Here is a 6,851-nt window from a genome sequence, read left to right as displayed (position 1 = left end):
CCAGTTGGCCGAGCGGGTTCCAGGTGTAGGTGGACTGCTGTCCGTGCTGGGTGCGGGCGGTCATCTGGCCGGCGTTGTCGTAGGCGTAGGTGTCGTTGCCCGGGTTGGTGCCGGTGCGGGTGATGGTGGTGACCGCGTTGGGGCGGGCTGCTCCGGCGGCGGTGGGGTAGCTGTAGGTGGAGGTGGTGCCGCCGTCGGTGAGGGCGGTGATGTTGCCGGTCGCGTCGTAGGCGTAGGTCTGGTTGTAGGGGTCGATGCCCTGGTTGTCGGCTCCGCTTCCGCAGGCTGCGGCGGTGGTGGTGTGGGCGGCGGTCAGGCGGTGCAGCCCGTCGTAGGTGAAGCACTCGGACTGGCCGGGCGAGCCCGGTACGGCGGAGGCCGCGTCCAGGATGCGGGTGATCTCGCCTGCGGTGTTGTAGGTGAACCGGTCGTCTTGGGCGGTGTTCGGGGTGGGTGTGTCGGCTTTGGCGGTGGTGGTCAGGCGGGTGAGCCGTCCGGTGCCCTCGTCCCAGGTGAAGTTCCGTTTGACTTGGGAGTTGGGCCCGTAGGAGCGCTCGGACAGGCGTCCGGTGGCGGTGTAGAGGGTGTCTTTGACGTAGGTGGTGGTTCCGCCGAGGTTGGAGGTGAGGGATTTGGGCAGGCCGAGCCCTGTGTAGGTGAGGGTGAGGTTCTCGGCTGAAAGGCCCCCGGCGGCGTACCGGCACCCGGGCGGCGCCGGCTCGCCGGGCCGATCAGCCGCCACCCACCGACCCGGGCATGATCCCGCTGACGGTCGCCGAGATCAAACGCCTTTTCAACGCCGCGACTTCGGCTAAACCCTCGCTGTCGCACGCCGCTCATCGGTCAGCCTGGCGACGCCGACATCAGGGCCGAGCCCGGTGGTTCCACAAACGCGCCCGTCTGGTTATCGCATAGCCCCAGCTCAACTCACGAATGGAGACTGCCGTACTAGCGAAACCTGCCCATGCCGACGATGTTCCAGTCGCCCTTTCGCGAGATGAACGGGGTCATCCCGCGCCTGCCTAGGCTAACCACACGGGCGGCACCAAAGGAAAAGGCCGCCGGGCGCGGTCTCGGCTGCCATTTCCGGCAATCGTGCGCTGGACAGCGGCGGACGAAGGTCTGGCGCATGTCGCCGATGCCTTCGAAGGCGCAGGGGCGTACGGCCGAGGCCGACGCCGCTCAGGCGCTACAGATCATCACAGCCCCCAGCCGAGGCGATGCGGTCGACTTCGAGATCCGGCTTCTTCTCAGACATTTGCCAGTGGCACGGGCAGCCAAGATCGCTTCCTGGGAGGAGCCACATGCCTACCGTAGAGCTGCCCAAAGCGATTGTCCCAGTGCGGATTTCCTGCTGCCCCACTGTATGGCGAAACGGTCCGACCCAATCTACAGCGGCGCGCACTCACGGGTTACCACAGCAAACGTGACGACGTAGCAGCCGATATAACTCGCGCGCCAGCCGCACGCCCGATCAAACCGCTGGTCACCGCAAGGCAATCTCTAAGAGCTTGCTCTTGATCCACGCGGCAGGGAACCAGGCTACGAACGCGGCAATGTCGCCGATGAGCGGGGCGGCGTCAAAGTGTGATGCAAGTCACACTTGCAGCACCGGCCCACGCCGAGGCCCCAACTGACAACGAAAGCTGCTGGTTGATCAGCACAAACCACCCGTTCCCGACTTTCAACCTCGCTCCCCGCATCAGGAAAGTCACACTCCGGCAGTTGACCAAGCCTGTCACCAGATTCAACATCCTTAGTGATCAGCCTTTACGTCCGCTTTATGGATGAAACTCCCAATCCTTCAAGCGGGCGGCAGCATGCCCGAAACAACTGAATGAGGACAGGTATGCGAAATCGAAGACCACGATTACTGCTACCCGTGACGGCCGTCGGCATTACCGCGGTAATGCTTGTCTCCGGAATGACTGTCCCAGAACGCCTGGTGCCTCAAGCTGCGGCAGCCGAGTCCCCAGCCCCCGAGCCTTCCGTCGACGGGCGGAAAGTCAGACCCGCCAAGCTCCCCAAGGGAGCCGAGCACCTCACCCCCAAAGCCAAACCCCGCAAGCCGGTATGGCCCTCAGCCGGAAAAGCCGAGATCGACATCGGCAAAGACCTCACTCCAGCCGGCGAGCTCCCCGTCCTCATCGCCTCCCCCGGCAAGAACACCACCGCGAGAACCACCGGTACGTCGCCGAACCGCGTGAGTGTCCAGACCTACTCCCACAAAGACATCAACAAACTCGGCGGTATCGGCATCGCGGCCCGCGTAGTACGCGCCGACCAGGCCGACCAACCCGGACCGGTACAAGCGGCGTTCTCCTACCAGAGCTTCCGCGACGCGCACGGCGCCAACTTCACCGACCGGCTGCAACTGGTACGGCTGCCCGCCTGCGCCCTGTCCACGCCCCGGCCCCGCGACTGCGCCGTCGGCCACCATGTGATCAAGACCCGCAACGACGCCAAGAACAGTCGCCTGATCGCGGACGTGCAGGCCGACCCCGCCAAACCCTCAGCTGTAGCACGCCCACAGTTCAAGGGCAAGGACAAAGCCGCAGCCGCCAAGGCGGCCACCGACGCATCTCTGCAGGCCGGGTCGGTCTACATGCTGATGGCCGGGATGGCCGGCTCTGAAGGCAACTTCGGGGCCACCGACCTCAAACCCGCCGGCACCTGGCAGGCCGGCACCTCCGGCGGCGGGTTCACCTACAACCTGCCCCTGCCAGAAGCCCCCTCCCCTGCCGACACAGGCCCCGGACTGGCATTGAACTACGACGCCTCCTCCGTCGACGGCCAAGGCTCCTGGACCAACAACCAATCCGGTGCGGCCGGCATCGGCTGGGAGCTCAACACCGGCTTCATCGAACGCAAGTTCCGCCGCTGCCACGTCGACAACTTCTTCAATCCCAACTACGGCCTGGTGTGGACCGCCAATGAAACCGGCAGCACCGGAAACGCGATCTGCTGGGAATCCCCCCACGAGAACGACAACGACCCCGCCACCAACGACAAGACCCAATCCGAACTGGTCTTGAGCGTCGGCGGCCGGTCGGCCCAGATCATCAAGGACGTCACCACCGGAGCCTGGAAGACCGTCCCGGACCTGGGCTGGAAGATCGAGGGCCTGGCCGGCGGAGCGGGCGGCAACGACTACTGGCGCATCACCACCACCGAGGGTACGGTCTACCGCTTCGGGTTCAACGCCGACTCCCAGTGGAACCTGCCGTATGTCGGCAACGAGCCGGGTGAGCCCTGCTACGACCGCTACTACAACGACTTCTCTCCTCCTGTGTGCTCAGCCGAATGGCGCTGGAACCTAGACCAAGAGATCGACGCCAAGGAGAACGTCGTCGACTACACCTACAGCCGCGAGGAGAACTGGTTCTGCCTGCCCGGCTGCTCCCACACCGACAACTTCCCGATGAGCTACGACCGCGGCGGTGTCCTGGCCGAAGCGCAATGGGGCCACAACACCCAGGTCGCCGGGAGCGCTGCCACCACACGCACGGTATTCACCACCATGGACCGTGGAACCGCCGACGTCCCCAACGATCTGCGCTGCGACTTCCAGGTCGGCTGCGCCAACGGCGCCATCGCCTTCTTCTCCACCCGCAAACTGCAGTCGGTGGCCGCCCAGGCACGCCTCACCCCCACCAGCTCATGGGTGACCTCCACCGACCTGTCCTTGGCCCATACCTTCGTCAACACCCGCAACGACTTCGGTGTCCCCGACAACCCGGTGATGTGGCTGGACACCGTCCAGCAGACCGGCCATGCAACCGGTTCGCCCATCACCTTGCCGCCGATCGACTTCGACGCGGTGATGCTGGCCGGAAAGATGGTCTACCACAACATCTCCGACTGGCAGGACCAGCTGTCATGGCGCATGGTGCCGCGCATCGGTGCGATCGGCAACGCGATGGGTGGCCGGATCGAGGTCACCTACGGTCAGGCCGACCCGTGCTCTGGCGGCCAGGGCCGCGACGGATCGAACTACCACGCCGACCATACGGGCGACTGCTACAAGATCGACAACAGCTCCCCGTGGGAGACGCTGTGGACGGTGTACTACAAGCAGTTGGTCACCAAGGTCACCGAACGCGACATGGTCACCGCCTCGCCCGACATGGTCACCGCCTATGAGTACCTCGGCGGGCCCGGATGGGCGTCGCCTGAGCAGTACCACGAGCCCGGCTTCGCGCCGCCGTCCACCGACTGGCGCGGATACGCCACCGTGCGCACCCTGGAGGGCTCCGGCACCGACCCGGCCGACTACACCATCAACACCGCCACCTTCTTCCGCGGCATGGGCGGTACGGTCACCAATTTCGAGGGCGGCACCGTCACCGACGCCAGAGCCCTGCAGGGCCATCTGCTCCAGGAGCAGAAGTGGACGATGAGCTCCTACAGCCCGCGAACCTACGCCGAAGCGGAATCCCAGCGCTTCGAGTACGAGGTGCGCTCCACCGGCAACGGCCCCGGCGTCCACGAACCGGTCATGGTGCTGGACACCCGCGAACGAGCACGCGAGCTCGTGACCGGACCAGCTTGGCGCTGGACCGACTCGTTCACCACCTACGACTCCTACGGCCACCCCTCCCAAGTCAACGATCACGGCGACACCTCGACCGCCGCTGACAACACCTGCGTGACGACCACCTACGCACGCAACACCACCGCATGGCTCATCAGCTACCCCTCGGTACAGGAACGCCGCTCCGGCGACAGCTGCGCCAGCGGCGCCCTCATCGGCAAGACGGTCACCCTGTACGACGGCGGCACCGACCCGGCCACCAACTCCCCCAGCGACGGCAACGTCACCGAAACCCGCAACCACGCCAGCGCCTCCACCATTTCCACCACCAAATCCACCTTCGACGACTACGGCCGCCCTCTGACCTCCACCGATCCGCTGAACAAGACGACCACCAGCAGCTACAGCCCGGCAACAGGCTGGCCCTCCACCGGGGTGACCACGACCAACCCGCTGGGCGCGGCCCACACCACCACCACCGTCTCGTCGTATCTCATCGGCCTGCCCACCTCCGTCACCGACGCCAACAACAAGACCTACGAAATCGACTACGACGCGCTCGGCCGCACAACCACCCTGTGGGGGCCGGGCGAACCGCGCTCGGCAGGTACGGCAACGGTCACTATCGCCTACGACATCCCCTCCGGCGGCTGGATGGCACAGCCCAGCGGCCCCGTCAAGACGACCACGCGGCGCCTGCTGTCAGGCACCGGGGCAAACGCCGTCTACACCTCGGAGCACTCTTACGAAGACGGCCTCGGCCGTACACGAGAAACCCAGACCGAATCCCCCGCCGGCGGACGTATCGTCAACGTCGCGGCCTACGACGGACGAGGGCTTGTCACCGCCACCTCTGGGGCGGCGCACAACTCCGCCGCGGCGGGCAGCGGCCTGCTCAACCCCGCACTCACCACACTTCCACAGTGGAGTAGGACCCAGTTCGACGGTCTTGAGCGTCCGACCGCCGTCATCGACTTCAACCTGTCTACCGAGCTTCGCCGTACCACCCACGCCTACTCGGGCGGCGACAAGGTCGAGACCACTCCGCCGACCGGCGGCAAGACCGCCACAGTCACGGACGCGGCCGGTCAGACCGTGAAGACCGAGGAGTGGAAGGACGCGACCGTCCACCACGACACCACCTACGCCTACGACCGCTCCGGAAATCTCACCGCCATCACCGACGCGCGCGGCAAGGAACGCACCTTCACCTACGACTGGCTCCGGCAGCGCACCGCCGCCACCGACCCCGACTCCGGCAGCAGCAGCGCCGGATACGACGCCGCCGGCCGCCTCACCTGGAGCACCGACGGCAACGGCACCAAAGTCTCCAACGTCTACGACGACCTCGGACGGCGCACCTCCCAATGGGCAGGCGACCCCGGCACCGGCACCAAACTCGCCGAATGGACCTACGACACCGTCGCCAAGGGCCACCCCGCCACCGCCACCCGCTATGCGGGCGGCAACGCCTACACCGACAGCGTCACCGCCTACGACCACGCCTACCGCCCCACCGCCACCAGGACCACCATCCCCGCGGCCGAAGGGGCGCTGGCCGGGACCTACGACTTCACCGCCGCCTTCGACAAGGCGGGCAACATGACCGGGTACGGCATGCCCGCCGCAGGCGGCCTGCCGGCCGAGAACCTCACCCTCACCTACACAGGGCTCGGCCTGCCCAAATCCCTCACCTCCAACCTCGGCGGAACCACCACCTACGTCAAAGACACCCTCTACACCGCCACCGGACGCCTGTCCGAGCGCTCCTACGGGCCCAACTCCCAAGTCAAACGGAACTTCACCTGGGACGAGGGCACCGGACGGCTCACCCGCCTGACCACCACCGCCAAAGCCGACACACCCACCCCGAACACCGCCCAAGACGACCGGTTCACCTACAACACCGCAGGCGAGATCACCCGCATCCTGGACGCGGCCTCCGCCGTACCGGGCTCGCCCGGCCAGTCCGAGTGCTTCACCTACGACGGGCTGCACCGCCTGACCGCCGCCCACACCACCACCGCCGCAGCCTGCGGAAGCGGAGCCGACAACCAGGGCATCGACCCCTACAACCAGACCTACGCCTACGACGCGACCGGCAACATCACCGCCCTCACCGACGGCGGCACCACCTCCACCTACAGCTACCCCACCGCCGCCGGAGCAGCCCGCCCCAACGCGGTCACCACCATCACCCGCACCGGCACCAACCCGGGCAACGACACCTACGCCTACGACAACGCCGGCCAGATGACCGCCCGCACCCAGCACGGACAGCAGTCCACCTACACCTGGAACCCGCTCGGCCAACTGG

At 66.4% G+C, this 6,851-nt stretch carries 1 protein-coding gene and 1 pseudogene; one reads left to right on the top strand and one right to left on the bottom strand.

Annotated elements, in window-relative coordinates; genetic code table 11:
* Positions 1–742 (bottom strand): annotated as a pseudogene (locus BLQ73_RS30545) (hypothetical protein); the annotation flags it as partial.
* 1,182 nt (positions 743–1,924) lie between these two features.
* On the opposite strand from BLQ73_RS30545, the gene BLQ73_RS34795 reads away from it, so the two are divergent.
* Positions 1,925–6,851, top strand: a 4,927-nt coding sequence (locus BLQ73_RS34795; RefSeq protein WP_143020550.1) for a hypothetical protein, incomplete at its 3' end; no start/stop codon positions are given.

The organism is Sinosporangium album, from assembly GCF_900100605.1.
Classification (GTDB): Bacteria; Actinomycetota; Actinomycetes; order Streptosporangiales; family Streptosporangiaceae; genus Sinosporangium; species Sinosporangium album.
This window is presented reverse-complemented; position numbering and strand designations above follow the sequence as displayed.